15 protein-coding genes are annotated in these 14,686 nt (G+C 64.3%); 9 read left to right on the top strand and 6 right to left on the bottom strand.

The features are described from left to right. Positions 1-9: 9 nt before the first annotated feature. Genes FJV43_RS07030 through FJV43_RS07015 form a run of 4 tightly spaced genes read left to right on the top strand, consistent with a single transcriptional unit; the run spans position 10 to position 3,344 of the window. Positions 10-885: a branched-chain amino acid ABC transporter permease gene (locus FJV43_RS07030; protein ID WP_239625674.1), complete on the top strand. Its 876-nt coding sequence runs from the start codon at positions 10-12 to the stop codon at positions 883-885. After that, positions 882-1,880 (top strand): branched-chain amino acid ABC transporter permease, encoded by a 999-nt coding sequence (locus FJV43_RS07025; RefSeq protein ID WP_194392773.1) that lies wholly within the window; start codon positions 882-884, stop codon positions 1,878-1,880. Before FJV43_RS07030 ends, FJV43_RS07025 begins: the two co-directional genes overlap by 4 nt. Next, a complete protein-coding gene (locus FJV43_RS07020; protein ID WP_131870898.1) occupies positions 1,877-2,632 on the top strand; it encodes an ABC transporter ATP-binding protein in 756 nt (251 codons plus the stop codon). The genes FJV43_RS07025 and FJV43_RS07020 overlap by 4 nt, the downstream gene beginning before the upstream one ends. Beyond that, positions 2,625-3,344: an ABC transporter ATP-binding protein gene (locus FJV43_RS07015; RefSeq protein ID WP_239625673.1), complete on the top strand. Its 720-nt coding sequence runs from the start codon at positions 2,625-2,627 to the stop codon at positions 3,342-3,344. Before FJV43_RS07020 ends, FJV43_RS07015 begins: the two co-directional genes overlap by 8 nt. Before the next feature lie 2 nt (positions 3,345-3,346). Here FJV43_RS07015 and FJV43_RS07010 read toward each other — a convergent pair whose 3' ends face one another. From FJV43_RS07010 to FJV43_RS06995, 4 genes are all read right to left on the bottom strand, one after another. Beyond that, positions 3,347-5,356 carry an EAL domain-containing protein gene (locus FJV43_RS07010; RefSeq protein ID WP_239625671.1) on the bottom strand — a complete coding sequence of 670 codons (2,010 nt, stop codon included), beginning with the start codon at positions 5,354-5,356 and terminating at the stop codon, positions 3,347-3,349. A 366-nt stretch (positions 5,357-5,722) separates the two neighbouring features. Then, complete coding sequence (locus FJV43_RS07005; RefSeq protein WP_239625670.1) at positions 5,723-6,001, bottom strand: Plug domain-containing protein; 279 nt, start codon at positions 5,999-6,001, stop codon at positions 5,723-5,725. Positions 6,002-6,064: 63 nt separating this feature from the next. Beyond that, a complete protein-coding gene (locus FJV43_RS07000) occupies positions 6,065-7,195 on the bottom strand; it encodes a hypothetical protein (RefSeq protein ID WP_239625669.1) in 1,131 nt (376 codons plus the stop codon). A gap of 264 nt (positions 7,196-7,459) precedes the next feature. Beyond that, positions 7,460-7,741 carry a hypothetical protein gene (locus FJV43_RS06995; RefSeq protein ID WP_239625667.1) on the bottom strand — a complete coding sequence of 94 codons (282 nt, stop codon included), beginning with the start codon at positions 7,739-7,741 and terminating at the stop codon, positions 7,460-7,462. Between the two features lie 167 nt (positions 7,742-7,908). Here FJV43_RS06995 and FJV43_RS06990 point away from each other — a divergent pair, with 167 nt between their 5' ends. Continuing rightward, entirely contained in the window at positions 7,909-8,718 is an 810-nt protein-coding gene (locus tag FJV43_RS06990) for a substrate-binding domain-containing protein (RefSeq protein ID WP_239625665.1), read from the top strand. Here FJV43_RS06990 and FJV43_RS06985 read toward each other — a convergent pair. Next, entirely contained in the window at positions 8,692-9,390 is a 699-nt protein-coding gene (locus FJV43_RS06985) for an ABC transporter permease (protein WP_239625663.1), read from the bottom strand. The genes FJV43_RS06990 and FJV43_RS06985 overlap by 27 nt on opposite strands. Positions 9,391-9,866: 476 nt before the next feature. Between FJV43_RS06985 and FJV43_RS06980 the strand changes: the two genes are divergently transcribed. From FJV43_RS06980 to FJV43_RS06965, 4 genes are all read left to right on the top strand, one after another. After that, a complete protein-coding gene (locus tag FJV43_RS06980) occupies positions 9,867-10,718 on the top strand; it encodes a 3-hydroxybutyryl-CoA dehydrogenase (RefSeq protein ID WP_239625661.1) in 852 nt (283 codons plus the stop codon). Between the two features lie 136 nt (positions 10,719-10,854). Further along, the gene (locus tag FJV43_RS06975) at positions 10,855-11,319 is read left to right on the top strand and encodes a group III truncated hemoglobin (RefSeq protein WP_239625659.1); all 465 of its coding nucleotides are present in this window, start codon (positions 10,855-10,857) and stop codon (positions 11,317-11,319) included. A 238-nt stretch (positions 11,320-11,557) separates the two neighbouring features. Next, complete coding sequence (locus tag FJV43_RS06970) at positions 11,558-12,211, top strand: Rieske 2Fe-2S domain-containing protein (protein WP_239625657.1); 654 nt, start codon at positions 11,558-11,560, stop codon at positions 12,209-12,211. Positions 12,212-12,340: 129 nt separating this feature from the next. Beyond that, positions 12,341-14,065, top strand: coding sequence for a methanol/ethanol family PQQ-dependent dehydrogenase (locus tag FJV43_RS06965; RefSeq protein ID WP_239625655.1), 1,725 nt, complete (start codon positions 12,341-12,343; stop codon positions 14,063-14,065). A gap of 315 nt (positions 14,066-14,380) precedes the next feature. Here the strand turns inward: FJV43_RS06965 and FJV43_RS06960 are convergent, their stop codons facing one another. Beyond that, a complete protein-coding gene (locus FJV43_RS06960) occupies positions 14,381-14,641 on the bottom strand; it encodes a hypothetical protein (RefSeq protein WP_239625653.1) in 261 nt (86 codons plus the stop codon). Positions 14,642-14,686: the final 45 nt, after the last annotated feature.

Raw genomic sequence — 14,686 nt, 5'->3', positions numbered from 1 at the left:
GCCCTTACGATGGACCTGTCGCTGATCATCATGCAGCTTCTCTCCGGGATCGCCCTTGGGGCGGTCCTGGTGATCACTGCGCTTGGGCTGACGATCGTGTTCGGCATGCTCGGGGTGGTGAATTTCGCCCACGGTGCGCTGTTCATGATCGGAGCCTATGCGGGGCTTTATCTGGCATCACTCACCGGAAGTTTCTGGTGGGGGCTGCTGCTCGCACCCATCTTGATCGGCGTCTTCGGCATGCTGATCGAGTTCGTTCTGATCCGGAGACTGTATGGACGCTCGATCGACGATCCGCTGCTGCTGACCTTCGGCCTCAGCTACATCCTGGTCGAGGGGGTGCGCATCGTGTTCGGCAGCGACGGCATTCCTTTTCCGACGCCGCCGCAGCTGGTCGGCGTGCTCGATCTCGGCATCGGCTTCTTCCCGCGCTACCGCCTGTTCGTCATCGTGCTGGTGGCGATGGTGCTGCTGGTGCTCTGGCTGACGCTGGAGAAGACCCGCGTCGGCCTGATCGTGCGCGCCGGCGCGCGCGATCCGACCATCATGCAGGTGCTCGGTGTCGATATTGGGCGGGTCTGGCTCGCGATCTTCGGGCTCGGCGTCGGGCTTGCCGCGCTCGGCGGCGTGCTCGCCGGCCCCATGCGCAGCGTCAATCCGGAGATGGGCTCGCTGGTTCTGGCGGAAGCTTTCGTGGTGACCGTGATCGGCGGGCTCGGCTCAATCGTTGGCGCAGTCGTTGCTGGTCTCATGGTCGGCGTATCCATCAGCATGGTGGCGCTGTTCGCGCCGGAGATGGCGACTATCGTCATGTTCGCACTGATGGCGGTGGTGTTGCTGATCCGCCCGCAAGGCCTGTTCGGTGTGAGAGGGAGGACGGCGTGACGCTACCTTCGAGCGGCGAAGCGGTCGCCAAACCTGCCTCCAGCGGGCTCGGCTGGCTCCTCGACCAGCGTGTGCTCCTCTCGATTGCCGTGCTTGCCTTGCTGCCCTGGTTGCTGCCGTCGAAGGCGCTGGCCGTCAACGTCCTGATCTACGGCGTCGTGGTGATGGGCTACAATCTGCTGTTTGGCTACACCGGGCTGCTGTCGTTCGGCCAGGCTGCGTTCTTCGGTGCAGGCGCCTATTTCACCGGCATCGCGATCGGACGCTACGGCATACCCTGGTTCGCCGCCGTACCGATCGCCGTACTTCTCAGCACCTGCCTGGCCGCCGCAATCGGCATCGTCTCGACGCGCACCCGCGGCATCTACTTCTCCATGGTGACGCTCGCCTTGGCGCAACTCGTCTACTACGTCGCGCTCCAGGCGGCCTCCTTCACCGGCGGCGAGAACGGGCTGCGCGGCTTCACGGTCGACCGCATCAGTCTGTTCGGCCTCCAGGTCAACTTCCTCGATCCCGTCAACAAGTATTACGTGCTGATGGCCTTCGCGGCGTTGGCGATGTGGTTCCAGTCGCGCATCCTGAACTCACCGTTCGGGGCCGTCATCGAGGCGATCCGCGAGAACGAGCAGCGGGCACGGGCCTGCGGCTATGACGTCGAACGCAGCAAGCTGGTCGTGTTCATGCTGTCGGGGGCGATCTCATCGCTCGGCGGCTGCATGCTGGCACTGCATCTGTCCATCGTGCCGCTGGACATCCTGCACTACCAGACCTCGGGCATGATCGTGATGATGGTGCTGCTCGGCGGCGCCCGGAGCTTCTTCGGGCCCTTCGTTGGTGCTGCCAGCTTCCTGATCCTGGAGGACGTGATCTCGCTCTGGACGCCGCATTGGCAAATTTTCGTCGGTGCGATCTTCGTGCTGTTCGTGCTGTTCCTGCCCAAGGGCATCTGGGGTACGCTGCTCGATGCCCTCGGCGTCGGAAAGGCGCGGCGATGAGCGGCGAGCTGCTTCGCGCCGAAGGCATCGGCAAACGCTTTGGCGGCTTCGTCGCGCTCGAAGACATCACCGTTTCGTTCGCGGCCGGCCAGCTCACCTCGATCATCGGGCCGAACGGCGCCGGCAAGAGCACCTTCTTCAACATCCTCTCGGGTGCGCTGACGCCGACCTCGGGCAAGCTGCACTTCAGGGGACGTGAGCTGAACGGGCTGCCGCAGCACCGCTTCGTGCATCAGGGCATCTCGCGCTCCTACCAGATCACGAACATCTTTCCCGATCTGTCCGTGCACGAGAACGTGCGCGTGGCCGCCCAGGCGCTGATCGTGAGCTACGACATCTGGCGCAACCGCGCCCGGCTCGCTGAACTGGGTGCGCGCGCAGACGCCGCGCTCGACGCAGTCGGGCTGCTGGCCAGGCGGAACGAATTGGCGAAATTCCTGTCGCATGGCCAGCAGCGCGCACTGGAGATCGCGATCGCACTGGTTTCCGAGCCGGAATTGCTGCTGCTGGACGAACCGACTGCCGGCATGGGGCCGGAAGAAACCAAGGACATGGTCGCTCTGCTCGAGCGCCTCGCCGAGAAGCGCACCGTGCTCCTGGTGGAGCACAAGATGAAGATGGTGCTGGGGCTCAGTAAGCGCGTGGTCGTGCTGCATCACGGCCGCCTGCTGGCGGACGGCGCGCCCGACGAGATCAGGAGCAATCCGGAGGTCCGCCGGGTCTATCTCGGACAGAGTGAAGGCTATGGCTGAGACCGCGCTGCTCGAAATCAACGATCTCCATGCCTGGTATGGCGCAAGCCATATCCTCCACGGCATCTCCCTGCACGTGAACCGGGGTGAGGTCGTCGCCCTCGTCGGCCGCAACGGTGCCGGCAAGACGACGACCTTGCGGGCGATGATGGGCCTCATGCCGAAGGCGGCTGGCCGCGTGCGCTTCGCAGGCAGGGAGCTGTTGCCGCTCCGCGCGCATCAGCGCTTCCATCTCGGCCTCGCTTACGTGCCCGAGGAGCGCCGCATCGTCCCCGGCCTGTCCGTGCGCGAGAATTTGCGGCTCGGTCTGGTCGCGGCCGGCGGCGATATCGAGGAGCGCACGGCGATCGACGAGATCGCCGAAACCTTCCCGCGCCTGAAGGAACGTCTCGATCAGGAGGGCGTGACGCTCTCGGGCGGAGAACAGCAGATGCTGGCCATTGCGCGCGCGCTGATCGCAAAGCCAAAAATGATCCTGCTCGACGAGCCCTCGGAGGGCATCATGCCGGTCCTCGTCGAGGAGATGGGCGTGCTGTTCCGCCGCCTGCGCGACGAGGGCAAGACGCTGCTGCTGGTGGAGCAGAACGTCGAATGGGCGCTGCGGCTGGCGGACCGCGCCGTCATTATTGATCAAGGCGAGGTCGTGCATCAAAGCAGCGCGGCGGCGCTGCTCGCGGACAAGGATATCCAGGAGCGCTATTGCGCGGTGTGACTTTAGGCCACGACCTTCGCCCCGGTGCCTTCGAGGCGCTGGCTTTCCTTCGCCAGATAGTCGCCGATCGCATCGGCCGGCATGGGCTTCGCGAAATAGTAACCCTGGATGTAGTCACAGCCGAGCCGGCGCAGGCTGTCGAGCTGGGCGCGGGTCTCGACGCCCTCGACGACGCAGGCGATCTCCATGTCGTCGCACAGGCCCGTGAGCGACTTGATGATCTTGTGGCTGACGGGATTTTTGTTGATGTCGGCGACGAAGCTGCGGTCGACCTTGATCTTGTCGAGCGGCAGCCGGTGGACGTGGCTCAGCGACGAATAGCCGGTGCCGAAATCGTCAAGCGAAATCCCGCAGCCCATCGCCTTCAGCGTCGCGATCGACTGCTGCGCGCGCACGAAGTCGAAGGTCACGGCGGTCTCGGTGATCTCGAAGTCGATCCGATGCGGCGGCAACCCACTCTTCTCGATGATGGAGATCAGCGGCAAAATGCCCTCCGCCGCGCAGACATCGTGGGCGGAGAGGTTGAACGACAGGCGGACGTGATCGGGCCATGTCCTGGCGATGGCGAGCGCGCGCACCAGCAGCGCCTGCGTCAGCGGCCGGATCACACCGATACGCTCGGCGGCCGGAATGAAATCGGCCGGGGAAACCATGCCGAGCCGAGTGCTGCGCCAGCGCGCGAGGACCTCGAACCCGGCGGTGTACTCGCTCATGGCGTCGACGATCGGCTGGAACACCAGATCCATCTCGGTGCTGAAATCGGCCGTGCGCAGCAGGTTCTCGATGACCCCGCGACTGCGGATCTCGGCCTCGAGCTCGCTCGAGAAGATCACGGTGCGGCCGCGCAGATTGCGCTTGGCGTGATAGAGCGAGTAGTCGGCGCACTCGTATAGCGCTTCCGACGTGGTCGCGGAGTCCGGAAACGATGCGAATCCGATCGAGCACGACAGCCCGGTGTGGGCGGTATCGAGCTGGTAAGGCAGCTTGACCTGGCCGCCGATGCGTTCGCCCAGTCGCATCAGATCCGCGTCGTCGGGGTCGCCGCACACGACGAGGCCGAACTCGTCGCCGCCGAGCCGGGCGAACTCCACGCGCTGCGGGCCAAAGCCCTCGCAGACCTCGCGGATGCGCCGGCCCGCCTCGATCAGGACGCGGTCGCCGACCGAGTGGCCGTAATTGTCGTTGATCGGCTTGAAGCCGTCGAGATCGATGATGCCGACCGCGACGCGAACGTTCCTGCGCTCGGCATCTGCGAAGGCACTCGACAATTCGGCGAAGAAGCGGCGGCGGTTCGGCAGCTCGGTGAGGGTATCGAGATTGGCAAGTCGAAAGTTCTCGTCCGAGAGCGCCTGCGTCGCCGCCTGTTGCGCCAGCAGCGATTTGCGGCTGGCGACGAGATCGGCGAAGTCGCGGTAGTAGATGAACAGCACCGTCACCATCGCGCCGGAAACCAGGAGGTTGTTGACGGCGATCGCCTTCAGCGTCGGCTCGCCTGTGGCGAAGAAGAACAGCACATAGGGCACGTCGACGATCAGCGTCACGATCAGCGCTGCTGAACGCAGATGCATCAGCGAGAAGATGCAGCCGATCACGGTGACCGCCATGTAGAAGGCGACCTGGCTCTTGGCGAAGGGATCGCCGTAGGGATAGAGCGCGAAGGACCAGGCGGTGAATCCGGCACCGATCGGCAGGGTCAGCCAGTTGGTGGTGCGCAGATTGCGCAGGATGTCGGCGTCACTGCGCACGATGTGACGCTGGCGCAGCCACCAAAAGGTCCGTAAGCCCGCGAGCACGGTCAGCACGCTCGGCACGATCATCGTCAGCCAGTCCGGCGCCACGTTCACATAGGTGTAGGCGACCGCGATCGTGTTGCTGATCAGGATGAAGTAGAGCAGCGGGATCTGCTTGGAGAACGCGTCGAACTGCGCACGCGTCAGGTCCGGGTTATCGGCCGGTACGCGAAACAGCCGCGTTGCGGCGGCAAGATGAGACTTCAAATCGGCAACAGGCATTGAAATACGAGCCCCGAATCCCTCAAAACGCGGGCGATCTTGCATGGCGCGGGTAAAGGGCGCGTTAGATCGGGGCGCGCGGAAGGCGGCACAGGTTGCGCGCTACCTCAAGGTCTTGTCGGCCGTATCGACTGGTGAGGTCCCGTTAAGGATAATCCGCCGCTGGATGCGTGCGTCTCGGGCGCAATTCGCCGCATCACTGCAGCTACGACCTGCTAACCATGGTGGCATCTGGTGTGCTCGCGCCACCTCTCCCCGTCCGGCAGCGGCTTGTCACGCTTCCCAGGCCACGAGCAGCGCGGTCTGCCTCCCATAGTTTTCTTGTGGTTCGGATCGGGTGATTGCCGTGGCTCGACCGGTCACGCGTCAGCGCCCGATCGTCACCCCGGCGGTGGAGCGCATCGCGCCTCTCAGGCTGGTCGCGTTCATGTCGTCGAGGACCTGCCGCGTCAGCACGGTAGTCTGGCCGGGCGTGTCGAGGATCGTCTCTCCGCGCGAGGAAGAGAGCCGATCGGCCTTGTAGGGCGCGGCTGGATCAGTGGCGGGAACGGCCGTGGCTGCGGGACGCGGCCGTTTGCCCGCGGCGAGCGCGGGCTGCGAGATGGCGAAAGCGATCACGACCAGAAGCAGCGACCTTGCGCGCATGTGCGATCTCCCATGTCGGGATTTCAGGCTAGCACATCGGGAGCATGGTCGCAGAAGAAAGGATCAGGCGAGAGCGGCCTGGCGCTCCCGCGCCGGTTCGCGGACCCGCTCGATATTCCGTGGCTCGGCGAGTCGAGTGAAGCTGCGATGGTTCGCCTGCGCGGGCGCCTCGACAATGACGCCCTCACAGATGATCTGTCCGCCGAGCATCTTGAATTCCAGCTTGTCGTAGCGCGGCATTGTCTCGCCGGGTGCCGGCGGCAGTAGCCCGACGCTTCCCTGGATGTTCAGCGCGGCCTCGCCGGTGCCGTGAAGCCGCGGATTCCACATACGGATTCCGGTCTCCGCCCAGCGCTGCCGGATCAGCGCGGCGCGATCGGCGGGTTCCGCGGCTCTCGCGCGAGCTTTCGGTGCGCTGCGGATCTCCGGAGCGGGAGATTCGAGCGGCGGAGCCGGTTCGATCTCGATGGCGACGCTGGCTGACTCGCTGGCCGCCGTCGCAACAGCTGAGACGAGCGGGACATCGTTTGCAGGGGCCGGCGCGACCTCGACGGCGAGCTCCGGGTCGCTGTCGGCTCCGGCTTCAGGAACGTCGGGCGCGACGCTATTGGCATCGCCGAGGAGGACCGGGATTGCTTCGATGGCGACCGTTTCGACCTCGGCGGAAACGTTGGGCGAGGGGGCAGCCTCGACAACGGCATCAGGGACGTCAGTCGAGGCGGTCGCGACGTCTGGTGATGAAATCACAACCTCTTCTGCGACGACGGAAACGATTTCGGCGGGAGATGCATCGCCAATGATGGCGAGATCAGCGTCCGCAACTGGCTCGTTCTCCGCGTCGGTCGGTGAAGCCAGCACCTCCTCGGCGACTGGCGGCGTCTCGGGCGCCTCGATTTCCGTCACTCTCTCCGGAGATGAGTCGTCGCTGGTACAGATATCGTCGGACGGATTCTCCGCGACGACAGACACAGCCGCATCGTTCTCCGCGACCGGAGCCTGGGTGGCGGGGTCAGCGTCGCCGCGCACCGGGGCGGTGCTGATCTCGGCGATTGGAGCTTGAGCAGTGGCCGCGACGTCTTCGATGATGGCGGGCGAAGCGTCCATGGCGATCGGCGCGACGTCAATGCTGCCGCCGTGCGGCAAGGGCCGAAGTCGGGTAAACGCCCAGTTCACCGCGGGGATGCGGCGCAGCAACGATATCAGTCTCGAAAGCACTGGGAGTTGTCCAAGAGGTACTCGGCGTGAGGCAATCGCTGATTCGCCAGCAATGAGAAAACCTGCCCCGGCCGTCACACTCGTGTCAATGTAGGGTGGACCAATTGCAGAACATCCACGCATCCACTGCGCGAGGTGAATTTCCCCCCACTTTGCGAATGCGGTTCGCGATTCCTCCAATCGACGCGCTGCTTGGAGTGGAAGAGGGACAGCCGTCCCCTTTCCGGATATTCGATCCTTAGTTCACTTGCCGGAGCCGGCGGAGCCTGCGCTGCCCCCGGCCTGGCTACCCATATTGTTGGTGTTGCTACCGCCGGCAGACGGCGATTGCGCGCCCTTGCTGTCGCTGGCCTCGTTCTGCATGTTCGATGTACGTCCCGTCGTCATTCCCTTGGTCGCCGGGCCTCGCGACGAGGGGCCGACGTCGCCCTGACCGGACGCACCGGGGACGGGTTGTGTCTGCGCGAAGGCGCCACCTGTCGCGAGTGCCATGATGCATGCGGATGCCAGGATGATCTTCTTCATCGGATTCTCCTTGACTATACATCCCCGGACAACCCGCCTGCGTCGACGACGTTCCTGCCGACGCGTGTAGCCCCTCGCGTCAATTTTCGTTGCGGCCCTCCCAAGGGGTTCCCGTCGTCGTCGCCAGCGGCTATTCAGAACCGTCATTGTCTGGTCGGAGACGACGCATGAGGAAGCTTGCCACGATCGGAGCGGCCCTGCTCTGGTCCACCATCGCACTCGCACAGGATCGCACCATCACGGTGGCCTCGACCACTTCGACGGAGCAGTCGGGGCTGTTCGGTCATCTGCTGCCGCTGTTCTCGAAGGCGGAAGGCATCAGCGTGAAGGTCGTAGCCGTCGGCACAGGTCAGGCGCTGGATATCGGCCGGCGCGGGGATGCCGACGTGGTGTTCGTCCATGACAGGCCCGCCGAGGACAAGTTCATGTCCGAAGGGCAGGGCGTAAAACGGTTCGACGTCATGTACAACGACTTCGTCATCATCGGGCCCAGAAGCGATCCGGCGCGGATATCAGGCAGCAAGGATGTGGTCGAGGCGCTGCGCAAGATCGCGACGGCCAAGGCGACTTTCATCTCGCGCGGCGACAAGTCCGGCACGCATGCGGCCGAGTTGAGGCTATGGAAAGAGGCGGGCGTTGACCTCGGCGCCGGCAAGGACAATTGGTACCGGGAAATCGGTCAGGGCATGGGCCCGGCGCTGAACATGGCCTCGTCGTCGAACGGCTATCTCCTGTCGGACCGCGGCACCTGGCTATCGTTCAAGAACCGTGGCGAGCTCGCCATCCTGACCGAGGGTGACAAGCGGCTGTTCAACCAGTACGGCGTCATGCTGGTGAATCCTGAAAAGCATCCGAGCGTGAAGGCGAAGGACGGGCAGGCCTTCGTCGACTGGCTGGTTTCGCCGAAGGGGCAGGAAGCGATTGCCGGGTACAAGGTCGGCGGCGAGCAGCTATTTTTCCCCAACGCGTCCCACTAGCACGAAGGCGACGGTCGACACCGCCACGCTGAGTGCCAGCAGGATCAGTCCGAGTCCGAGCGCCAGCGGCAGGTCGCCTTTGCTGGTTTCCAGTGCGATCGCCGTCGTCATCGTGCGGGTGAAGCCGCGGATGTTGCCGCCGACAATGATGATGGCGCCGACTTCCGCAATGGCGCGCCCGAACGCCGCGAGAAAGGCCGTCAGCAGCGAGGTTCGCCCGAGCGCGAACAGCAGGCCGATGCTGCGCAGTGTCGATAGCCCGTCGATCCGCGCCAGATCGCCATACTCCGCCCAGAGCAGGCTCGCCGGCCGGTGCACCAGCGCCACCACGATCGGCGTCGCCAGCAGCGTCTGCGCGATCACCATCGCCGCCGGGGTGAACAGCAAGCCCGCCGCCCCGAGCGGACCGGACCGCGACAGCAGGAGATAGAGGGCGAGCCCGACCACGACCGGCGGCAGGCCGAGCAGCGCATTGGTCACGACGATGATAACCTGACGTCCCCGGAAACGGGTGATCGCAAGCAGGGCTCCCAACGGTGCGCCGATCAGGAGCGCGACGATGCTGGCGGACAGGCTGACCCGCACCGACAATGCGACGATGCCCAGCAGCTCGGCGTCGGCTTCGCCGATCAGCGTGAAGGCGGCACCGACGGATCGTGCGAAATCGTTCATCCGGCCTGACGCTGTTGCGCCGGCTCGATGCCGGTGATCCTGGTCACGTCCATCGCGAAATCCTTCGTCCTCGGCAGCCTGCCCCTGACAGCTTCGGCCCGCCTTGGCGGCAGGCCGGGTCCTCCACGAGCATCCTCGGATGGCAACTGCGCCGGTTGTGGCCGCTACGGTCCGCACAATCAAGAGGTTGCAATTCAGGGGGCACAGGATGCGCGCTTGTCCCCTCTGAATCGGCCGCCCGATGCCCGGCCTTCATTGGGCTCTCTGGGGCCGCGGGGCACAAGATCCGGCAGATTCCGGTAGGAAGAGCCCAAATCCTGGCGCGGCGCGGCGGTGGACGGCTTTATTCCGCCGGTGGATGCACTAGGAAGGACAGGATCAGGTCGCACCCGCCAGGTGGTGGTGCTAGACCCTGATGCAGGACAATGGGGCCGGGCCGATCCTGGCGCGCCCGCAAAGATGAAGGATGTGACGCAATGATCCAAACCGTTGGCATCATCGGGGCTGGGACCATGGGGAACGGCATCGCGCAGGTCTGCGCCGCGGCCGGACTCTCGGTCGTGATGGTCGATATTTCCGATGCGGCGGTGAACCGCGGCCTCTCGACCGTGGGCGGCAGTCTCGAGCGCCTGGTCAAGAAGGACAAGATGTCGGCGGCCGACCGCGAGGCGACACTCAAGCGCATCACCGGCACCACCGACCGGTCGAAGCTGTCGGATTGCGATCTGGTCATCGAGGCCGCGACCGAAAACGAGGAGCTCAAAGTCAAGATCCTGAAGGACCTCTGCGCCAAGCTGTCGCCGCGCACGCTGGTCGCGACCAACACGTCGTCGATCTCGATCACCAAGCTCGCTGCGGCGACCGATCGTCCCGACCGGTTCATCGGCATGCACTTCTTCAACCCGGTGCCGGTGATGGCGCTGCTGGAACTCATCCGCGGCTTGCAGACCTCGGACGACACCCATGCCAAGGCGCTCGATTTCGCCAAGCGCGTCGGCAAGGTGGCGATCACGGCGAAGAACAGCCCGGGCTTCGCCGTCAACCGCATCCTGTGCCCGATGATCAACGAGGCGATCTTCGCGCTCCAGGAGGGGATCGCAACCGCGGAAGAGATCGACGCCGGCATGAAGCTCGGCTGCAACCATCCGATCGGGCCGCTGGCGCTCGCCGATCTCGTCGGGCTCGACACCATGCTTTCGGTGATGGAGGTCTTTTACAATGGCTTCAACGATCCTAAATACCGGCCAGCGCCGCTGCTGAAGGAAATGGTCGATGCCGGCCATCTCGGCCGCAAGACCGGGCAGGGCTTCTACACCTATAGCGCCTGATGAAGGCATCGGCGGCGGGCACTCAACGTCCGCCGCCGGATCCCGCAATTTGCGCTGCGACAAAGACGCCGTGCGCAATTGACCCGACAATGTCGAACGGGCGGCCTGCGGGAACAATGGAACGGACACAGAGGATATGTCGGATCGACTGAAGGCCGAGCGCGAAGCTGCGGCTGCACGGCGGAGCCTGTTGACGCAGGATGCGATCGAACGCACCGGGATCACCGAAGAGATGATCGGGGAGCTCGTCACCCGCTTCTACGGACGCGTGCGCGAGGACGCGCTGCTTGGTCCGGTCTTCGCCATCGTGCGGAATTGGGACGAGCACCTCGCCAAGCTCCGGGACTTCTGGTCCTCGGTGGTGTTGATGAGCGGCCGCTATCATGGCTCGCCGATGCGGGCGCATCTGCCGCTGAACCTGGTGGGAGATCATTTCGACCGCTGGCTCGATCTGTTCGAACAGACCGCGCGCGAGGTCTGCCCGCCGGCGGCGGCTGCGTTGTTCATCGACAAGGCGCGTCGCATCGCCGACAGTTTCGAGATGGCTTCGGCAACTGTCGCAGGTCGCATCGCATCGCCGCGTCACGTGCTGAGGTCCTGAATACAAGATGCCTGCCTGAGAAACGCGCATCTCTCGATGTCGCGCTGCACCAATTCCAACATCATCGGTCTGATCTGCAAAATCATCATGCGGTTCGCGTGATGCGATGTAGAATTTAAAAAAACGCGTTTGAACGCGTTCAGTATCATTCAATCATCGCGAGCAAAGCCATATTGATGCACTGCGGCGCCAATTCTTTGCCTTGTTTTCGGCAGAGTTCCAGCGCCTGCTAGCGGGCATGTCGAGCGCACCGTTCAACGTCAATTCATCACCATCCGAGAGCGTAGCGGAAGCTGAAGCCGACGCGGGCACCGAGCAAACGCGACGGACGCTGCTGCTCGGCGCGCTTGCGACCACCGCGTGCCTCGGCTGCTCTCCGCCGGCGCGTGCAGGCGAGGATCCGCCCGGCGCCGACGAGCGGCCGCAGAAGGGCGATCTGCTCGTCTTCTCCGAAGGCGAGCAGGAGGGGAAGATCATCACCACGGACGATCTGAAGGCCGGCGGGCCACCGCTCCATGCCTGGCCGAAGGATCCCAACACATCGGTGGTGCGCAGCGCCTCGCGGCTCAACGAGATCCTGATTATCAAGCTCGATCCCGCCGAGCTCGACGAAAAGACCCGCGCGCGTGCTGTCGACGGCATCGTCGCCTATTCGGCGATCTGCTCGCATGCGGGCTGTCCTGTCACCGCGTGGGTGAAGAGCGATGTCGGCGACAAGGAGGTGTTCAAGTGCATGTGCCACAACTCCGAATTCGATCCGCGCGCCGGCGCACAAGTCGTGTTCGGACCGGCGCCGCGACGGCTCGCCACGCTGCCGCTGGCGCTGGCTGACGGTTCGCTCAGCGTCGCCGGCAATTTCATGGGAAAGGTAGGTGGCGCGCAGCCAGGATGATGGACGGTTGCGGGCCATGCCCGCGCCACGAGAGGCCGCTTCCGCCGATGGGCGGACGACGGGACGAACGACAAGAATTCACAACAAGAATTCAAACGGATGAAAAGGGGAACGTCCATGAAAACTTCCATGGCAAGGAAGCAATGGTTACTGTCCGGCTTCGTCGCCTTCACCTGCCTCGCCTCGACCGCCGCCGTATCCGGCCCGATCGAGAATTACTCTCCGGTCACCGCGCAGCGGCTGGAGAATCCGGAGCCAAACAATTGGATGCTCTATCGGCGCACCTATGACGGGCAGGGCTACAGTCCGCTCGACCAGATCAACACCTCGAACGTGAAGAGCCTCACGCCGGTCTGGACCTTTGCCACCGGCGTGGTCGAAGGCCACCAGGCGCCGCCGATCGTCAACAATGGCGCGATGTTCGTGACGACTCCAATGGGGCAGGTGATCGCGCTGAACGCGAAGACCGGCGACGAATACTGGCGCTACAAGCGGCAGCTCCCTGACGATCTGTTCCAGCTGCATCCGACCAACCGGGGCGTCGGCCTGTGGGAGGACAAGCTCTACCTCGCCACCACGGACGACCACGTGGTCGCGCTCGATGCCAAGACCGGCAAGGTGGTGTGGGATACCAAGGTGCAGGACTACAAGAAGGGCCAGTACCTGACGCTGATGCCGTTGATCGTGGACGGAAAGGTCATCGTCGGCGGGTCCGGCGGCGAGTTCGGCGTACGCGGCTATATCGTGGCTTATGATGCCAAGGACGGCAAGGAGCTGTGGCGGACCTACACCATCCCCGGCGAAGGCGAGCCCGGTCACGACACCTGGCAGGGCGACGACTGGAAGAACGGCGGTGGGTCGGCCTGGATGACCGGAAACTACGACAAGGAGACCAAGACGATCTATTGGGGCGTCGGCAACGCGGCGCCATGGCCCGGTGAGACCCATCCCGGCGACAACCTCTACACTGCATCGGTGCTCGCGCTCGATCCCGACACCGGCAAGATCAAGGCCTATCACCAGTACCACCAGAACGATTCCTGGGATTGGGATGAGGTCGAGGCCCCGATGCTGATCGATCTGCAACGCAACGGTCGCACCATCAAGAGCCTGGTCCATCCGGGACGCGATGCGATCTTCTGGGTGCTCGAGCGGACGCCGACCAAGATCAACTATGTCGCCGGTTGGCCGTTCGTCTATACGGACGTCTGGAAGGGCATCGACGAGACCGGCAAGCCGATCGTGGATCCCGCGCACAAGCCGGTGATCGGCAAGCGCGTCGAGTTCTGCCCGTCGCTGTGGGGCGGCAAGGATTGGCCGTCGGCCGCCTATAGCCAGAGGACCGGCCTCGTCTACGTGCCTGCCAACGAGAATTTCTGCGGCGGATTCACCGGCGAGAAGGTCCCGCTCAAGCCGGGCGAGCTATGGCTCGGCACCAAGCCGGAAGACATCGGCCTGAAGACGAGGCCGGGCGCGGATCATTTCGGCGAGCTCCAGGCCTGGGATCCCGCCACGGGCAAGAAGGTCTGGCAGCACAACTTCCCGAAGTCGCAGCTGTTCGGCTCCGTCACGGCGACGGCGGGCGATCTCGTCTTCGTCGGCGGGACCAACGACCGTAACTTCCGGGCCTTCCACGCCAAGACCGGCGAACTTCTGTGGGAACAGAAGACCAATTCCGGCATCGTCGGCATGCCGGTGTCCTATGAGATCGACGGCACGCAGTACATCGCGATCCAGTCGGGCTGGGGCGTGGACGCACAGCGCATCCAGGATGCGCTCGTGACCAACAATATCGGCATCGAAGCCAATGTGCCCCAAGGCGGGGTCATCTGGGTCTTCGCGCTGAAGAAATAGCTCCGCGGGCGGATCGAAAGTAGCGGAGCAGCAAGGGGGGTGGTGAATGCGGCGGACGGCAACGTCCGCCGCATTTTTATCGTGATGGACAGCATCGCGCGCGCCTTTTTTCCTTCTCCCCTTGTGGGAGAAGGTGGCGCGAAGCGCCGGATGAGGGGTTTTCTCGACGCGCAAGACCGTTTGCGAGGTTAGAGACCCCTCACCCAAGAGAGGCTGTGACGAATAGCGTCGCTGCCCTCTCCCACAAGGGGAGAGGGCACATCAACTGGCACCGCCGACAGTGGTCGCCACGATGGTGTGCACGCAAGGCCCTCGCTACTTCCCCTGGCGCTCGACCTTGTCCTTTTCCTTCCGGTTCATTTCCTGAACCTTCGGATCGGGATTGTGCTGCCCGGTGGTCTGGGTGGTGGAGGCGGGCGGGGCATTGGTGTTGGGAAGCGACGTTTGGTCCGGCGTGCTGGGGCGCGTCGCCGTTGTCGGCGGAGTCGTGCTGCCCTGCGCGAACGCACCGGTGGTGGTCAAAAGAAAGGCGCCCGACAGCAACGAGACTGCGAGCGCCCTTGAGATGTTGGTCATCGATCTGCTCCTGTCAGATCGATGCAAACGGCGCGAGGCCGCTTG

The organism is Bradyrhizobium sp. I71, assembly GCF_022354745.1.
Taxonomy (GTDB): domain Bacteria; phylum Pseudomonadota; class Alphaproteobacteria; order Rhizobiales; family Xanthobacteraceae; genus Bradyrhizobium; species Bradyrhizobium liaoningense.
The sequence above is the reverse complement of the archived record's forward strand: the minus strand, read 5'-3'. Positions and strand labels throughout refer to the sequence as shown.

Coding starts and splice junctions, on each gene's coding strand:
- FJV43_RS07030 (WP_239625674.1), top strand. CDS start 10: ATGGACCTGTCGCTGATCATCATGCAGCTTCTCTCCGGGATCGCCCTT.
- FJV43_RS07020 (WP_131870898.1), top strand. CDS start 1,877: ATGAGCGGCGAGCTGCTTCGCGCCGAAGGCATCGGCAAACGCTTTGGC.
- FJV43_RS07015 (WP_239625673.1), top strand. CDS start 2,625: ATGGCTGAGACCGCGCTGCTCGAAATCAACGATCTCCATGCCTGGTAT.
- FJV43_RS07010 (WP_239625671.1), bottom strand. CDS start 5,356: ATGCCTGTTGCCGATTTGAAGTCTCATCTTGCCGCCGCAACGCGGCTG.
- FJV43_RS07005 (WP_239625670.1), bottom strand. CDS start 6,001: ATGCGCGCAAGGTCGCTGCTTCTGGTCGTGATCGCTTTCGCCATCTCG.
- FJV43_RS06995 (WP_239625667.1), bottom strand. CDS start 7,741: ATGAAGAAGATCATCCTGGCATCCGCATGCATCATGGCACTCGCGACA.
- FJV43_RS06990 (WP_239625665.1), top strand. CDS start 7,909: ATGAGGAAGCTTGCCACGATCGGAGCGGCCCTGCTCTGGTCCACCATC.
- FJV43_RS06985 (WP_239625663.1), bottom strand. CDS start 9,390: ATGAACGATTTCGCACGATCCGTCGGTGCCGCCTTCACGCTGATCGGC.
- FJV43_RS06980 (WP_239625661.1), top strand. CDS start 9,867: ATGATCCAAACCGTTGGCATCATCGGGGCTGGGACCATGGGGAACGGC.
- FJV43_RS06975 (WP_239625659.1), top strand. CDS start 10,855: ATGTCGGATCGACTGAAGGCCGAGCGCGAAGCTGCGGCTGCACGGCGG.
- FJV43_RS06970 (WP_239625657.1), top strand. CDS start 11,558: ATGTCGAGCGCACCGTTCAACGTCAATTCATCACCATCCGAGAGCGTA.
- FJV43_RS06965 (WP_239625655.1), top strand. CDS start 12,341: ATGGCAAGGAAGCAATGGTTACTGTCCGGCTTCGTCGCCTTCACCTGC.
- FJV43_RS06960 (WP_239625653.1), bottom strand. CDS start 14,641: ATGACCAACATCTCAAGGGCGCTCGCAGTCTCGTTGCTGTCGGGCGCC.